Below are 16,790 nucleotides of genomic sequence, written 5' to 3'. Positions count from 1 at the left end.
TCAATTTGGGAAAAGACTAGTGCCAAAAAAAATGATCATCCATACTAGGTTTTGTATAAAAAACGTTATAAACCAGATATTTAAATTTTATAATAATAATTCAATTGATAAATTTTTCATGTAGAACTATGAAATCACTAACAATCATTATTTATATTAAAATTATTGGATATCACCTTTTGATCTAAGCGCATTGCACCAGATAGCGAAAAATTCCAAGAATTAACAAAGAAAATTGTCATGAAATCTGGAATTCAACTCGACACGATCGCCAAAGAATGGTTTTTGGTGGACTTCACCCACCTTGGCGAGCCGATGGATAAGCGGATTTTGCGCGATTGGAGACTCAGTTCTTCCAAACAAAAAATAGCGTGTATCGTTCATAAGAGGACCCACAGCGAATTTCTTTACCTGTCTAGGCAGTTGGGTCCTTAAGCTCAGGCTATTCGCCCGACGAATGATATTCGCTGACAGAGCTGAAGAAATAATTCGCAGACTCTAACTGACCTGGGATCACGTTAGGCCCCACCGATCAGAAGATGGAATGATTGATCAAGGGGAGCTTCCTTCCTTTGAATTCGGCCCGAAGGTGGGTAGGACCAGGGCTTTAGAGTGTTGGCGGCATACAAGACGGATATTTCCCAGCAACATCAAGAACAGCTCGCTGTAGCGGCTGTTCTCCCGAAAGCACTACAGCTTGCATGCACGACATAGCGGCCAAACCATTTGAGTTGCGCAATACGTCATGCAGCAATCTGATGGGGTACCCATCGTGATGCATCCTGATTGGATGTATGCCTGCATGGGCATAGGAATTGAGCGCTTTCCAGGAATTGTCTTTAAAGCGGACTAGGGCATCGTGTAAATGTGCAGGCCCCTTTTTTTCCAGCGCCTGCATCATTTGCGCAATTTGCGGCATGTTCTTCGCCGCCTGTTCTGATTCTATGGAAAGATCGGCCGTAAGTTTTGAAATTTGCTCATCAGAAGCGGCAAACGTGACCCAAACCGAGCGGGTAAGCGCTTCAAACTGCGCACGATGAATCACAGTTGCTGATGGAAGAAGGCCTCCCCTGAGCAATAATCTTGCGGAGTGCCAATGCTCAAGTGAAAGTGAGCAGGCAACTTCGCTGATTGTCACCATTGGAGAATCGTCGCAGAGTGGCAAGCTGATTAATTCGTGCAGCTCTTCGGCAAGACTGTCCGAGTGGTCGAAAATTTCAGATTCGTTCAAATTTTTCATGAAACGCAGCTTAACCGACTATCGCCTTGGTTGGTTTATAACCTCTAGTCTTTTGAGACCAAACTTTGCAGCCAAGAGTCGGAGAGTCCCAGTTCGTCCTTTAACACACGCGGATCTTTAGTTTCGGCGAGTAACGCTAGAGCGTTTTCAAACAGCTCTGGGCTGAGAAGGTAGCCAACGGTGCGCCCCTTCCTTGTAACGGCTACAGGCCCTTGTTGAAAGCATCGAGAGGGGCCTTGACGAAACTCGCTAACCGTTACCGTCTGTTGGACGGGGCGGAGTAGTGAAGAAAACTGGCTGGCCATCAAATAATCACTCCATTTTGATCTTTTGAGTACTTGGTAGCCCCGATTCGCGTTGGCTTTCGAGGCATAACTGATCCTTGATGATAGGCTGCAATCTCTCTTTAGGACAGGTGCTTGGTTTTTCTCAGAAATGTGTGTCCCACGCCAGACTCAAACAGACGCCATGCCAAGGGCTATGAGCTGACGCTTCCCAAACCTGATATTCTTTGTGTATCCTCAAGGGATCGTTGAGCAGGGGAGAGTGCGGGATGGTTGGTCCAAGAGTTTATTAGTTTTAGCAGCTTACGACGTTTCATTCGCTAAAGCGGGTGGCACATTAACGCCGGAAGAGTCCGGAGTCGTGCCAACTCTGCCTGTATCCTCGCATCAGATCGCCTCCGAAGTCCTCTTGGCGTCAAGATCCCTCAAAGCGCTACAAATCTAGGTCAATTTCTGAGCCGAACGTAATAGCCCAGGCAGTGTGTGTGGATTGACCAACCGCTGAACCGCTCACTGCTTGGTAATGTCCCCTAATTCGTTTTCTATGAACTGAAGGACCAGGTTTTCCAGACAAAAGCAGTATCTATCGAGCAGAGGGCTCTGGAGAAAGGGGCACAAAGGTGCTGGAGGCGATTAACGCGCTCCAGGCGGCCATTTCCCGGAGGAACTGGAAGCCTTGGCCAATTTTCAAGAACAGCTCTACGGCTTTCAAGGATCGAAGGGAGTCGATCCCTGTGACGGCTATGCTTCTTTTGGAAACACCGGATGTGCTAATGTCATTTTGAGGGATATGGTTTTGCTACTACAAATCATGACACGGAATGCGAGAAGGCTGAAATTAACGACAGCATATTGGGGAGCGAGAGAGATGGTTGGACCGAAAGTTATTTAAGATCAATGATCTATGTTAGCTTGCCATTCCGTACGCGCATCTTACATTAAGTCGCTTTCTTAAGACTTGTTGGCTGTGCAGAAACGCGTCGGATGCAGGTTTTCAGCCCACGCTTTGAAGTCGCAACTTTGCGGCCCCTTTTTAGGTGGTCCCCCTTGATCTGTTGCTCAAGAGCCTGGTGCACACAACCATCAATAGCATAGGTGCAGACACTATTCGTAAGCTACTGACGTTATTGTAAACCCATACCCTGGACCACCCCGTGATTACTCAGGTCATTTAGCACGCCCGTCTAAGACGCGAGTTATACGTTAAAATTTTCAGCGACGTATAACCCCGATTAAAACGGGATTGTAGTGGTTCAATGATCGCGGACAGTATTTTAGGTTTTTTCTCAGCCGCAACGGGCGAAACTGAAGTTGGTATCGAATTAGGCTCCGGATTAAGTTGCATTTATGAACTAATCTTGAAAGTACTCCTGATCAACGCAAAGGTTTGTCTGTTTCATCACTGGCGTTACACACGAATCCATCCAAGAACATCCTGTGTCAGGGAGTAAGCCCTGCTCGCCTTTATCTGCAAAATTCATCGGATGCCCGTCACCTCGCTTCAGAGCCTCGACAAGTCCGTTGTAGCCAGTTTTCCAAGGTTGAATCTCGGGGAATATTTGACGCATGTGACGGTAGATGGTGAGTCCTGCCGGATCGAGATCACCAAAATAGTAGATTGGTACTGGAAACTCAGACCGACTGAACCAGGCCTGTTGGAACTGGAATAGCCATTGTGGGTCAGGGAAGGGCGAATCGGACCAATAGAACCGGGCCATGCTTTGAGTTCGGATTCGTGAGGTGGTGCCCTTGAAACCTTGTGCATACAGGATGGTTAAATTCTCAGCGCTTTTGATTTGGCCCGTCGATGCAGCTACGAAGGTATCCATATTCTCCACTATTAACACTCCATCACAGCCGTGTCTGTAGGTTCCCTCAATCAGTACCGGACGTGCGAGCCATTGTGCGACCTGAATGTCGAACAGCTGATCAATAAGTTTTTCTTTGCCTCGCAGGGCCTTTGAATCCCCCCAGAATAATTGAGCGCTTAACTGGTACAGTGTGAGAGAGCGTTCTGATAACACTTTGGGGATGCTGGCAAGCCGCTCAATCACCGCACCCGGATCGTATTGTGCCAGCCTGCCAAGATTTCCTGGGCGAATGAGTCCTGGCTCCCTGAAGGCTGTTAAGTGAGGTATCAGAGCCTTCTGCCAGCGAGCCATCTCTTCGTCAACGACAGGCCTTCCAAGCCACTCACGAATTAGGGCTTCTCCCGCCGGAAGCGCCACGATGCGAGTGTGCTCCCAGGAAGCAACAGCGCTCAGACCACGCTTACGGGTCCTCTCGAAAGAAATGACACCATGGGCTTCCAGTTCTCTGAGATGATGCCATGTAACATCATCCTCGCCCGGCTCTTTGGGTGAATAAAGTTCAGGGAAGTGCTTTGTGTCGATGGTTTCCACCAGTCGATTGGACCGCTCCTCAAACGTTTGATTATCCAGCTTGTCGAGAAACCGGTTCAACGTGCGACGGACGCATGCATTATTGAGAAACGGCGGTCGGTCAGACATGCGCATTCATCGATTGAAAGTGATTCGGACAGCTTGCGACCTTATACCGATGCATCAAGTCCCTCCAGAAAGTCGAGTTCACCGTTTTCGGCCCGGTTGCTAACAAACTGTTTCTCGCGGTCATAGAGACCATTAATGGCGTCCTTTTTGAGCCAGGCGGTGTGAACGTAAACTCGCGTGCTTAGCTCGCCCACCTTTTCGGGAACGTAAGACTTGGACACGTCATATTTCAAGTTGACCTGATCGTAGTAGATGGATGAACTCTTGTTGGGCGCAACGAAAATGACCTGTAATCCCAGGTTGGTGCACAGGTAGTCCAGAACTTTCTTAGAGCGAGAGTCATCGAGCTTGGCAAAAGACTCATCAATCAGGACCATACGAAGACTTTGTGCCTGCTGGTCGAACTTCAGCGCAGAGCTGAGTGCCGCTGCCTTGATGACATAGCTAGGCGTCTCCATCTGGGCCCCGGAACCGGTACCGTAGCTCTTGAGTGAAATTTCCTTGTCGTCGACGATCTTAAGAATGTCGTAGGAACGATAATTCCGGTAATCAGTAATCCGGTTTAACTCGACCAGGGATCGATCCGGATCTTCACTGATCAGCAGGTTCCGAATCCTCTCAAAGATCTGTTTGCCCTCTGGTGACAGTTCGCTGTCCACCAGAAGTACGTCATTGAAATCCGAGTCAGTCACTTCCTTAAAAAACCTCAGGTAGTCGTCATACTTGGGCACCATTTCAGAGGTGAACTTGTAACGGTCATCACCAAACTTGATGTGCTGTAGCCTGCGATTCAGCATTTCTAGTCGATCCTTGCCATCTCGAATGGCGTTGACCATCTTGTAGCAAATTTCGTTGACGAAAATGTCCTGAAATTCCTTCGACATGTTGGCAAGGTCGTGCTCGTGTTTTGCTAGGATGTCGTTTCGAAACTGGTAGAGCAGGTTGTCCACCTGGCGAAACAAATCGGTTAGCAGGGTGAATTCGTGTATGACGCTCTCAATGTCGTCCTCATTTGTGTTGACCGAGAAATAGCCGGATACGTCAACCGCACGCTGTCGAACTTTTTTCAGGTTGAATTCGCGGGATGCTTCCTGAAGGGTGCGTGTCGAGGTCATGGTGCGCTTAAGATAGGGCGTCTCGAAATAAAACAGAGAAGCCGTGTTTTCATCCGAAGCCGCATCGATGGCTTGCAGCTCCTCGTCCACATCGATAGCAGGCCAGTATTTCATCATACGCCTAAGCCCGACTTCTTCGTCTTCGACGTCAGCACCAGCCTGGTCTTTTTGGTTGCTAAGGCGATCGATGACTCCGGAAAGCTGCTCGCACTCGCTTTTCAGAACAGCCACGCGATTCGACTCTTCTTCAAACTGGCGATTGACCTCTTGGCTTGATGTTTTGGTTTGCTCGATATTTCGCTCCAGGTCTTCGGCATCTGACAAATCTAGTGAGTCGAGTTCTTCTTTGAAACGCATTTCTTCTTTCAGCGCGGTTTCCACGTCCTTTAGGCCAGCCTCGATCTGCGGTGAACGACATCCATCTACGGATTTCCGCCAGAATGCGGCGTTGCGGAACTGACGATCAACTTCCGTCTGTTCCTCTTCCAGGGAGGCCAGCCGGTTCTTTTTGGCCAGAAGCGCCAGTTCTCGTGCGTTCTGTCCAAACACCAGTTCCTCTTCACTCATCTTCACGGAATACATCTTGTATCCCCCGGAGGCTTTACCGTCTTGTGTGATACCTCTGGGCGTCTGCGTCAGAACATTGTCATCGTAGACTGTGACGACGTTGCCAATACTGCCTTTAACGTACGCCTCCGCTGTGGGGTGAGTGAACTCCAGAAGATGAAACACAGAATCCGAGGGAGGAGTGCGGCCCTCGCTGTCCCGACGGGCTTTGCGCCCCTGAATAACAGCGTTTGAAGAGCTGATTTTCCGGCGAGCCAGAGCATCAGCCTCTCGTTTTAGCAGTGCCAGAGCGTCCCGCTCATAATCCTCGTCGACCAAGATCACAAACCGGTTGCCACCCATAAAGCCTTCGATAGCTAATTGCCAGGCCGGATCTTTGATCTCAATATGGTCGCAAAGAACGCTAGCATTGGCCTGAGGCAATTGCTGATTGATAAGGTGAACCATGCTTTCGACATGGCGGGGCAGGGTAATCTGACCAGCGTTTTCCAGCTTGTCGATTTCTTTGCCAAGTGCCAGTGCTTGCTCATCAAGATTATCTTTTCGCCCCTGTATGGCGTAGAACGTCTTATCAATTTCATCCTTGGCTGAGTGAAAGAGATAAGCCATGTCGGCATAGGCGGCATCAGTCTGGCGAGCATCTATTCGTGCCTGCGAGATGTCATCCGTGCTGCTATTCTGCAACCATTGCTGAATCGAATTGCTGTCCCATCCATCTTGTTCGATGGCATGGGCGAACACAGACTGCCATTGCTCAAGACTACCTGACGGTGGTTTGGCTTCAGGAAGACTCAGCGCCTGAAGGCCGGAGTCAGCGATTTTCCGTTGTTGATGCCGAACCTGATCCGCTTGAATAACTGCCGCACCAAGTATGGCGATACGAGACTGTAGCTCATTAATCTGACGCTCCAGGCGGTCTTTTTCTTGTAGAACATCAATGCCTTTGGCCTGAGCTTTAAGAGTAATCAGTCTGTTGGTCAGTCGTTCAGACGCCCGGCGTAATTCATCAGCCTTATTCTTTGCGTCGGACATTTGTTGGCGCTTGGTTGTTCGTGTCTCGTTGTGGCCAAGGTATTCACGTTGTAACCGAGCCTCTTCGCGTTTTTTGCTCTCATAGCGGTGCAAGCTCTCCCGGATACGGTGCTTAATCAGCGAAGTTGAAGAGGAATGCATGGCCTCTAGATCCGTAATAGCGCCATTAATCGACTGAGCATCCTGCTCCATGTCAAAGATCGACTTCATCATGCCCGCTACCCGCTGAACGTCCTTGCTCATGTCGTTCTCTTCCAGAACCTCCTCTCTCACGAACTCATCAAGGCCTGTGTCCATGGGTTTGTAGGCCATGAACTTAGAAATCTGCTTCGCCGAATTCTTGGCCTCCGTTCGGTTGCATACTTCCTTGCCTTGGAGCGCGCCGTACAAATGAACCAGATAGTCCTCTTTGCCCGAACAGACCTGGACACCGATCTCCGGATAATACTTCTTGAAATGCTCCTTTACGCGCTCAGGGGGGACAATCGTTTTCCTGCTACCTTCGTCAACCATGAAGTGGTCGCAGGTGAGAGCGTCTCCCTTTACTAGGGCGAAGTGCTGGACGTCTTCTTTTGCGGTCATCTTGGTGCCGGATTTTTCCAGCCGGGCGCTAACACTGACAATGGCCGTCAGGGTTTCGGTTCGTTCACCAGGCGCATCCGGGCGAAAGACAGCAATCAAATGGCAGTAAGCGCCATCCGGTCGGGAATAACGACCGTCGTCACAACCGAGCACATAGGAAGCCAGTGACCGAGTTTCCTTTTTCTGGCTGTGCTGCTTCGTTTCGTCCTGACCTGGGTTGTATTGGAATAGACCGCGTTTTGCTGCCGTCATGACCGTTTGAACGGCATCCAAGATGGTGGTTTTTCCCGCCGCAGAATGCCCCGTAATCAAGTTAAGGCGGGCATCAAATTCATACTCACGGTTTGGAAGATTGGCCCAGTTAATGAGTCCGATTTTATCGAGTTTCATACTGTGCCATCCTCTTCGTCGCTCATCTCAAGGGAAAAATCACCTGGGGTGCTGTAGGTTTCCTCGTCACCCGCCTCAAGGCCCAATACTGCATTGACTTCATCCAGTACCGAGTTCAGCGTAAAGCAGAGGATTGTGCTGCGAATACCGATATAGGCATCGGGTGCCGAAGTATCCTTGTACTCGACAATTCTCAACCGTTTGAGAAATTTCAGTAGTTCTTCGCGCTCGCTTTCCTTGTCCAGGGACTGCTTGGCGATCATGGCAAACGTGTGGCTCAGTTTTTCCAGGTCAACAAAAGCCACCCCTTCCTCACTCACTTTGCCCTCCCTGAGCAATTCCTCAAACAGGTAGCGCACCGTAATAAGCATGATCTTTTCGTTGCGCTTGAGCGTCTGCTGGTAATGCTGTTGCTCGGTGTCGTCGTTGTAGACACCGGGAATTTCCGCCCCTGGCGGGTAACAAACCAGGTAGCGCTGACTTTCATGATGAACCAGTGTGAAGCCCAGAACCCCGAGGTAGTCTTGAACGAGCCCCTCAAGGCGGAGATACATATCGTAGTCTTCGCCCTCCGCCTGGCTCTGGCGTCGATACAGAGCCTGTTGGTTCAGAAGTCGATTGACGATACGCCGAAAGTCAGTCAGGTCGGCATTGGCCTGCTTCAATCCTCTCTCGATGTAGTCAATCATGTTTTTCCTCGAAGTTTTTCAGCTCAGGTCCGACGTATTCAATTTCATAATCATCGGCAATCAGATAGGGGTTCTCATACGTTCGACCAATCGGGTGAACGATAAAGTCATTTTTCTCGTTGGCGATACTTCCAACCACCGGCCCATTGAGCACAAACAGCAACGAATCAACGTCACCAATCAACACATCACTGGCCTGAAGTCTCCGACCGTTTGCCAGTTCCTTGATGGCACTGGATCGGATTCTGGTGGTATTCACCGCGAACAGGGTCTCGAGGGCGTTAACAATATAGCGATTCCGTTTCTGCTCGGCAGTTTCCTCCACCTCTTCAGCAACGGTGTCGTCGATCACCTGCTTCTCGCGTTGCACGGGCAGGCTGACCTTAAGAGGATTAATCAATCCAAGCTCAATGTGGCCCATGTCATTAAGACTGCCATCAAGGACAGTGTTGAAGTCTTCTTCAGCCATGGTCTTGAGTTCACTGACGACCTTGAAGATGGACTCGTGCTCATGTTCACCGAAAGAAATCGTCGTCAGGTGATCGATGAGCAGCTGCATTCGTCGCATAAAAGAGTCGGCCTGATGTCGGAGTTCTGGCACCTTAAACTCACAGGCCCTATTCAGACACAGGTCGATAGTGTCCAGAGCCCACAAAAGGATCGATGGAGGCTTCCCAGGAATTCTCTCTCTGTAGGTCTCATTGCGAAGGGCGCGCTCGATGATGGTTTTCTTTTCTTTTGGCAAGGCATGTAACCTGTCAATAATGCCCAGTATTTCGTTCTTGTAGCGCTCGATGGAATCGGTCTTAATGCGGGTTCTAAGCTCAGGAAGAAGACGATTACGGACGTATCCCATGATGTCATCGCCCGCCTGCTTTGCTTCTTCAAGGTCTTTATTCACAACCTTAATGAGGTATCGCTTTTTGTCATCCAGCTCTTCAATCAGGCTGTTTAGATCGACTACCACCTTGCTAGAGCTTTGGACGGCAAATAGTAGATCTTGAGGGTTGGGGGTGTCTGCAAGGACCGAGTTATAGAAATTGTTGAGCAGAGAGAGAGTTGTCCGGGTGTTCTTTGTCTGGGGTAGCAGTTCGTCAAAGTCTCGGACGAAGGGTGCGCAAAACCGCCTACCAGTTGGGGTCAACTGGTAGGATTTGCGCATCGTTACTGAGTCCATGTAGTCAATAATCCAACCACACTCCATCAGCTTCTTCAGCACCCGAGCTGCACGATCCTGAACCGACAGGTTGTCATCGGCTTCCTCGGATGCATCTACGTCGGGGTCACGGTCGAGCAATGCAGTACGGCTAATTGCGCCCTGAAAAATGGTAAGCACATCCTCCCGATTAAGGTGCACGTTGTAATCGGCATCCCAGCTATAGAGCCGGTAATAAAGCTCCCGTAGGCATGACACGACAACCTCTCGGTACCGTCCAACTAAGGGGCGAAAGAAATTGACGTTATCGTCTACAAAAAAAGATTCCGCCCTGTTATCCATTTCGAGCGGCTCCGGCGTAGCCTTCATGATTTCATCCTGGGTTTTGGGGATAAAGCATCCTTTAAACCGAAAGCGCCCACTCTGGAACACCAAGTTCGTAAAGCTCTGTCTTGTTCTCAAGAAACAGATGCTGAGCTTTTGGGTTACCACTGGCATCGTCAGAGAAGTCTATATTCCACTGGCGAAGAAAATAGCCGACGAAGCACGCCCGAAGCTCAACACATTTAGCTAGATCGTCAATGTCATAGTCCAAGCGAATTGTTTCCGGATGTAGAGCTTTAGGGTGGGGCACCAGATGCAGCGTCACCTTTTTGCACCATTGACTATCATCGTTCAGTGAAGCATTTGACCCTTCACTCCCTTGCTGGGCTTCGAAAAATCGAGTCAGATTAAAATCTCGGAAGTCCTCTTTATTGTGATCAAAACACCGAACATGCCATCGTAGCCCGTCATGGACAATCGCGAGAGGAGACAGCTCACGTATGCTGTTGCCGCTGCTCAGGGACATATACTTCGCGCTCAGCGTTTTTCGTTGAAAAATACACCGCGTGATCGTTGAAACCAAAGGAACGGTCAATTTTCGCTTGATGCTGGAGCTAATCCACCCCTCTATTCTTTTCGCATGGCCGTAATCAAGCGCGATTGCTCGTTCTCCGAGGAGCGAAAACAGTGACTGGTAAACGTCGTGTTCGAAAAGGGCTCGACTGTACTCTCCGCGATAAACGTAGCACTTCTTACGCAAATCATAGTCGAGCATGCCTGGAGCCAAATCCACATATAGCGCTAGATCCTTAGTCGCGGCGGGCTCGCTTATGCCAAACCTTCCAACTAAGTCTTTACGGGTTACCTGCCCGGAAAATACAGCCAAAAACTCTATATAAAACAGTCTTTCGCGCTGAATTTCTCGCTGTTTACTCATAACGTTTTCCTCTCAAGGTGCGCCGCAGGTTACCAGATGCCCTATATTTTATGATAGCGTAAAAACTATGACCACATAAATTTATTGATGTGATCGAAAAATGATCGTATATTGGTTCTCACGGATATGAGGAGACACAATTGTGATTAACGTGACCGTGGCAGGGATAGAGCAGTCTCTGGAGGGGCTTTCTGAGAGCTGGCTTCACGAGCAAATCAGGCGGCGACAACAGGCCGGCGAAAAGGTGTGCGTCCACGTATCAGTGCAAACTTCCGAAATAAACGCTGGAGTCTCGTCAGGAGCATGCCCGTCCGGTCGGGCCAGTTCCCGGCAGCTTACCGAAAAGGAGCATGAGGTGCTGACACTGTGGAAGCACTTTGGCTTGGTGGAGGGAGAGGTGAACAGCGGAAAATTAGTGGCATTTCTTCAGCGACTGCGAGCGCTAATTTAAATATTTCTCAAAGGGTGTCCCATGGCAAAGCTGGTTTTTTCCTATTCCCACGTAGACGAAGAGCTAAGGAATGAGTTGGAAAAACACCTAATGCCTCTAAAGAGGCTAGGGCTGATTAATACGTGGCATGATCGACGGATCATTGCTGGAACTGAGCTGCATGGTGAGATAAATCAGCATTTTGACGACGCCGATGTCATTCTTTTATTGATCAGTCCTGACTTCATCAATTCGAATTATTGCTACGACATTGAAGTGAAGCATGCCCTCGAGCGGCATGCGAAAGGAGAGGCGCGTGTAGTTCCCGTCATCCTGAGAACCTGTGACTGGCACGACTTGCCATTTGGGAAGCTGATGGCAACTCCTAGAGATGGCCACCCAGTCGCCAAATTTAGTCATGTAGAGGATGGTTTCTACGAAGTGGTGCAGGCTATTAAGGCCGTTTTAGGGGAGCTTGGTGCCGGGCGTAAAAGTTCATCATCTGCCGTTTCGACTAGCTCCCAGCCAGCCACATTGTCTTCATCCCTCGGGCACGGTCCTCGCAGCAGCAATTTAGGGATTAAGAAGGAATTCAGCGATCGCGACAAAGATATTGCAAAGCGAGAGGGGATTCAGTTTTTATCGCGCTTCTTCCAAAACTCATTGAATGAGATCTGTGAACGGAATCCAACGCTGGACCAGGATTTTCAACAGAAGGACGCTGACAGTTTCGAGGCAGCGCTTTATAACAAAGGGAAACGCGTCTGCCACTGTGGAATTTGGCGCTCCGGCTCCGACATGGGGTTCGGCGATATTTGCTACAGCCAATCGGGGGTTTCAAACACTAGCTGCAACGATGCGGTTTCGCTGGAAGATGACGGGATAATGCTAGGGTTTCGTTCGATGATGGGTGGAATGGTTGGCCCTGGTCGGGGTTCATTGCTCACCAACGAAGGGATGGCTGAGCATTTTTGGAATGAGTTTATTAGGCCGTTGAAATTTTGAAATGGGTCGCGTGCCGCTGGCGGTCAAAACGTACCTCCAACAAAACCTGCTAAATTAGGGCGCGTGCTCGTTACAAGTGGATCGAGCGATTTTTTTGCCTGGCGTTAATACCCAGCGGCTATGTAGTCGAACGTTCAAACGCCACCATCTCTGATGGCCCGGTCAAATTAGAAGATCAAGGACAGACCTATGCTCGTGAAAGCCATTGTTGGAGAGATGGTCCGTGAAAAATGCAAACTTTATCAGCAGCATCCGGACACGGTAGCGGGGCATATCGCTCACGAACGAGCAGTTACCAACGACTATCGCGGCAGGGTTTTATATGAACTATTACAGAATGCCGTGGATCGTGCTGAGGCCAATATTTGGATAATAGTTGATCCTGTATCACGGTCACTGACAGTTGCGAATGATGGAAAGCCCTTTGGGGCGAGAGCAAGACAAAACGAGCCTCGCTCAGACCTTAAGGCTCTTTGCTCAATTGATACCACGAATAAGAAGCCGGGTGAGGCGATTGGAAACAAAGGCGTGGGTTTCAAGTCGATCTGGGAATTTTGCAATTCAGTCTCGGTTCGGACTAAAGGCGATTCGGACACTGGGAATTGGGGAATACGTTTACGCTGGCCACTCGAAACCAAACATCTTGAGCAATGGGAAGATATCGATTCTGCAAACCTCATTGGCGAAACACTGGAAAGCTCCACCGTAGAAGAAAAATTCCGGGGCCAGGCCCCGTCTTTTTACTTCCCAGAATTCATTTCTAATCCTGCTTGGAAAGAGCAGGGTGCCGTCACGGCAATTGAGCTTGAGGACATTGCAGCGGAAGCATTCGACGAGCTTCTATCTGGCCCTCTCCAGGAGCTGGAATCCGCGCCGCTGGACTTTGTTTGTGACATCCGTACTGACGGAGCACCGCTAAACCTTAGAGTGAGGTCCGGATCTAAGGAGGTTAACAAACAACTCTACACCTCAGCCGATAATTGGATACGAGTTGACGTCGACACGGCTATTCACTCTAAAGAATTGAAAGATGCAATGGGAAGCTTGGGTTTTGAGCTAGATCGCCAACCCAGACTGGTTCTTGGATTTCCTGTTCCGGCTGAGATCCGAGAGATGGCAACTGGAAAGTTCCACGGTTACCTCCCTACTGAGGTTGAGACTGGAAGCCCTCTTCATATCCAAGGCGACTTTTACCTCTCCGAATCTAGAAAACAGATCGATTTCCAGAATAACCGGTACAACCGGTTACTGCTTGATACCGCCGTTGAGTCTCTGTTTTCCAACATTCTGTCCGATGAGAGGGTGGCCGAACTTCCGTATATATTCGAAATGCTTTGCGGTAAAGGTGTTCTTGCCGAGGCTATCTCTAAACGTTTGACGGCAAACGGGGCGCTGCTTTCGAAGTTAATTGGTTCTGCTATATCGAGCCCCGTTGTTCGCCATAAGAGCTATTTTGATCAGCTTTACCGGTTGATAGGGACCTACCTTCCAGCCAAAGGGCGTTATCAAAGGGGGGAAAACCACGACCTTCTCTCCGTTGATCCTTATCTGGCTTGTTTTTCAAAGGAAGGGCTGAAAATTGTTCCAACCCGGTTTGATAGTGAAAGTTATCCAGATGATCCCGTCGTGACCGGAACATGTTCATTGCCGAGGCCGGCCGCAAAGAACTCCAACGTAACTCTATTCTGTAGAGGCAGGGTGTCCAGTAATTTGAAGGGAGACTCAATCGATCTTCCCGGAATCGTCGTTACGGATTGGAACTTTCCGGGATCGTTAAACGTGGCAAATACATTCAAGAGACGCGGTTTATGGGCCGATTACGACGCCACCTCAATCCTTCGCGCGATTCGGAGGGCACAGTTTAATACATCCTGTGACGCGGAGAAGCGTCTTTTCCTTGCGGCTGCTCGCGATGTGTATTCTCCGGACCCGAGCGAAGGCTCGTTAGCGCATACGCATTGGAGATTCCTTGGGAGGGACGAAGTCTTTCCGTCCCAAAGATTGCAGGTTCCGGTTTTGCCGTCGGGTTCTTGGGCTCCTGTAAACGAGTCCTTTATGACCAGCTATATTCCGAGTTTATCAAATCACCTGGATTTGGAACGGGTGAGTGAAATTGATGAGAAGGCCTGTGAGGAAATTCTGGGACCTAAATACCCTGATATCTTGAAATATTGGGGGGTGTGGGATGTGGTTCCACTGGTTTCGAAGGGGGCGGTTGGCCAATGGGAAGTTCCGGTAATATTGCGAAACAAAGTATCTGAATCTAATGCTTTGAAGCTCCTCGCCAAATCATATGGCGTGTGGATGAGTAGTGACTATCAAAGGACAGGAGTCAAAAAGGCATTAGAAGACTTAGCTAAGGAACGTTGGCTAGAGGTATCGTCAGGATCAGTAGATTTCATCGAGCCTTTCAAGGCCTATCTTGGCGTAACCCAGGGGAAGGTTCAGGGCTTTCCAGTTCTTGAAATTGATTCGGTTTCTCTTCTCGAAAAAACTTTTCTAGATGACCTCGGAGTTCGTTCCGTCGATCAAACGGGTGATCTGGAGAAGCTCATCGCTACACTCGAGGATATCGCTCACGGGTGTTCAGATGGTACGCCTATATCCGGGGGAATACGGTCGGTCTACCGACAGTTAGTTAAACAAATTAATAGAGTGCTAGTTACGTCAGGTCACCAAACGCCACCTGATCTTCTGGACAGAATCCCTCTATTTTTTGAAAAGAGTAAATCTCTTCGAAGAGGGATTGCTGGTCCATCTGACCGAGTTTGGTACATACCCGAGGCGCTCAGGAAAACAAGATCCAAAATTGGAGATGGCGATCATTATTTGTGGCTTGCCAACGGCGATTTAGGAACACTGGCAAATAAGCTAAATCAAGTTCAGCAAGTCTCTCTTAAGAGCCCGATCACTGTCGGCTCAGACTTCGTTGACAGCGAGCCCCTCCGTCACTTGTTCGAGACCGACTATCTTCCCAGTTTCCTTTCCCTTGCCTGTTATGGTGATTTGCCAGGGCTGGCAGAAGTTGACGAATCAACGATTCAAAAACGCTGGCAGGCACTTGTTGTTCTTCAAGGTGAACACGCTCAACAAAACGAAAAGCTGGGCACTGAAGAAGTCGAGCTGCGTGCAACCTCAGTGTCTCTTTTGCAAGCACAATTGTTATGGGAGCCTTTGAGATCCGACTCCAAAAGAAATCTAATCGTCTATGTTTCCAGTTCTGCGGACCGATCATCTCGTGAATTTAGATACCGTGTATGTGAGTGGTTCGCTGAGGAAGTATTCCGTCGTCCCCAGTTAGCTTTTCACTTCAAACAGATGATGGACTCACCCGAATCGCCCGAAAGCTTCGAACTCCCGGCGAATGCGGTCCAGGACGCCCGCACATTGATTAATCAATGGTTTCCTGACAGCAAGGTCGAGCATCTCATCAGCGAACTGTCGGAGGTAACCGACGTCAAGCTCACTAAAGCGAATTGGCGCGATCAAACCCTGCTCAAGGATTGCGGAGTTCGCTTTGACCAGATCCGGGAAAAACTATCCGGGGAATTTGCTGCTCATTTAGACCCGCTCAACCCAGAGCATGCCAATCAGGCGCGTTTATTAGAGTTTGTGAGTCATCACCAGTCGCACCTCGACGCTACGAAAACGTTTAGTGATTTCGATGAAGCGAAGTGGGCATCCCTCCTCGGAAAAGATCCAGTAAGGTATAGGTATGATTTTGATCCGCTACGATGGATTTTATCGGCCCTTGAGGTAACCGAGGAGGAGTTCAACGATCTGAAGGGCCGTCTAGATGGAGAGCTTCGAAAATCGGAACGCGAAGCAGACGAAATGGGCCTTAAAGCGCAGATAGACATGATATCTGAATTGAAGCCTACGAAGATAACCCAATCGGAACAGTCCCAACGGTACACCGGCCGTATTTTTGAAGTTTCTTCGGAAGAGCAGCGTACAAACGATCAAATCAACAAAGCCAGAAGTGGAAAGCTTGCTGAGAAGCTGAACTCGATCCATGCCGCAAAAAGGGCGGCCGCGCTCGAACTCCAAGACCAGAAAATATTGCTGGAAAGGGTCGCAGAGGAGTATGCAAGAATTTCAGAAGCTAATCCGAAACTACTGAAGGATGTTAGGTTTCCGGAATTACCTTGCACTGAAGAACAGTGGCGGACGATCCTTCACCTCGCCGATCGGTGGGATGGACTTGGCTATGACTACCTGGATTTTGATCAACACAATGGTCAGCTTCGTCTCTTGCTCGTTGAAATGAAATCTTCACGGCAGGAAGAGCCCTGCATATACCTATCCGAGAACGAGAGGCTCTGCGTTTTGAAGTACTCTGATACAGATTTCATGACGGCGTATCCGGGAGTAGCTTGGAGGCTCCTATTACAGACCGGAGACAAAATGATAGATGCGACCGAGTTTGTAATCGAGCTTGTTCGTAAGCATGCGATAGCTTTTAACAGGGTACCGTCTGGTATGTCCTCGGAGGGTTGGATAATTCGGGTTGCGAGGCTTCAATAAAC

Annotated in this window: 8 protein-coding genes; 2 read left to right on the top strand and 6 right to left on the bottom strand. The window is 49.3% G+C overall.

Translation table 11 applies throughout. From position 1 onward, the window contains the following. Positions 1 to 607 precede the first annotated feature (607 nt). The 6 genes from D0851_RS01955 to D0851_RS01930 all read right to left on the bottom strand — a co-directional run bounded on the left by D0851_RS01955 (position 608) and on the right by D0851_RS01930 (position 10,826). Positions 608 to 1,240, bottom strand: coding sequence for a DUF6988 family protein (locus tag D0851_RS01955; protein WP_117617109.1), 633 nt, complete (start codon positions 1,238 to 1,240; stop codon positions 608 to 610). A gap of 1,636 nt (positions 1,241 to 2,876) precedes the next feature. After that, positions 2,877 to 4,034: a hypothetical protein gene (locus tag D0851_RS01950; protein WP_117617108.1), complete on the bottom strand. Its 1,158-nt coding sequence runs from the start codon at positions 4,032 to 4,034 to the stop codon at positions 2,877 to 2,879. A gap of 41 nt (positions 4,035 to 4,075) precedes the next feature. Then, the gene (locus D0851_RS01945) at positions 4,076 to 7,720 is read right to left on the bottom strand and encodes an SbcC/MukB-like Walker B domain-containing protein (RefSeq protein ID WP_117617107.1); all 3,645 of its coding nucleotides are present in this window, start codon (positions 7,718 to 7,720) and stop codon (positions 4,076 to 4,078) included. Then, on the bottom strand, positions 7,717 to 8,409 hold the full coding sequence (locus tag D0851_RS01940; RefSeq protein ID WP_117617106.1) for a DUF4194 domain-containing protein: 693 nt from the start codon (positions 8,407 to 8,409) through the stop codon (positions 7,717 to 7,719). Before D0851_RS01940 ends, D0851_RS01945 begins: the two co-directional genes overlap by 4 nt. Continuing rightward, entirely contained in the window at positions 8,402 to 9,934 is a 1,533-nt protein-coding gene (locus D0851_RS01935) for a Wadjet anti-phage system protein JetA family protein (protein WP_117617105.1), read from the bottom strand. Before D0851_RS01935 ends, D0851_RS01940 begins: the two co-directional genes overlap by 8 nt. Before the next feature lie 34 nt (positions 9,935 to 9,968). Then, entirely contained in the window at positions 9,969 to 10,826 is an 858-nt protein-coding gene (locus D0851_RS01930; protein WP_117617104.1) for a WYL domain-containing protein, read from the bottom strand. A 472-nt stretch (positions 10,827 to 11,298) separates the two neighbouring features. Here D0851_RS01930 and D0851_RS01920 point away from each other — a divergent pair, with 472 nt between their 5' ends. Both D0851_RS01920 and D0851_RS01915 read left to right on the top strand, forming a co-directional pair. Then, on the top strand, positions 11,299 to 12,261 hold the full coding sequence (locus D0851_RS01920; protein WP_117617102.1) for a toll/interleukin-1 receptor domain-containing protein: 963 nt from the start codon (positions 11,299 to 11,301) through the stop codon (positions 12,259 to 12,261). 189 nt (positions 12,262 to 12,450) lie between these two features. Next, positions 12,451 to 16,788 (top strand): sacsin N-terminal ATP-binding-like domain-containing protein, encoded by a 4,338-nt coding sequence (locus D0851_RS01915; protein WP_117617101.1) that lies wholly within the window; start codon positions 12,451 to 12,453, stop codon positions 16,786 to 16,788. The last annotated feature ends 2 nt before the right edge of the window (positions 16,789 to 16,790 follow it).

This window comes from Marinobacter sp. Arc7-DN-1, assembly GCF_003441595.1.
Taxonomy (GTDB): domain Bacteria; phylum Pseudomonadota; class Gammaproteobacteria; order Pseudomonadales; family Oleiphilaceae; genus Marinobacter; species Marinobacter metalliresistant.
The sequence above is the reverse complement of the archived record's forward strand: the minus strand, read 5'-3'. Positions and strand labels throughout refer to the sequence as shown.